This window comes from Pelomicrobium sp. G1 (assembly GCF_051905455.1).
GTDB lineage: Bacteria > Pseudomonadota > Gammaproteobacteria > Burkholderiales > UBA6910 > Pelomicrobium.
On sequence record NZ_JBQACR010000634.1, the window covers coordinates 1 to 234 of the forward strand.

The 234-nt window shown below is 68.4% G+C and carries 1 protein-coding gene; it reads right to left on the reverse strand.

Annotated features, from left to right (window positions below; all coding sequences use genetic code 11):
- Window positions 1–234: acetyl-coenzyme A synthetase N-terminal domain-containing protein (locus ACTFO6_RS19920; RefSeq protein ID WP_439936008.1), on the reverse strand; the 234-nt coding region annotated here is incomplete at both ends.

A 234-nucleotide genomic window follows, 5' to 3' on the forward strand; every position in this document is an offset into this window, starting at 1 on the left:
GAGGCGGCGTCTGCGCCCCGTCTCGTCCAAGAAGACGATGGCCGGCGTCTCGTCCCGGCGGCGCAGGCAGTTTTCGGCGAAGTTGAGCCGCGCATCCGGAAAGAAGCGGGCTCCGGGCATCTTGTCCCCGTCCACCAGCACCCGCTCGCCCCGGGTCTCAGCGATGACGCCGCAGTACTCCCACACCGAGACCCAGAACCGCTCGGGCTTTTCGATGGACCAGCGGTAGAGGGC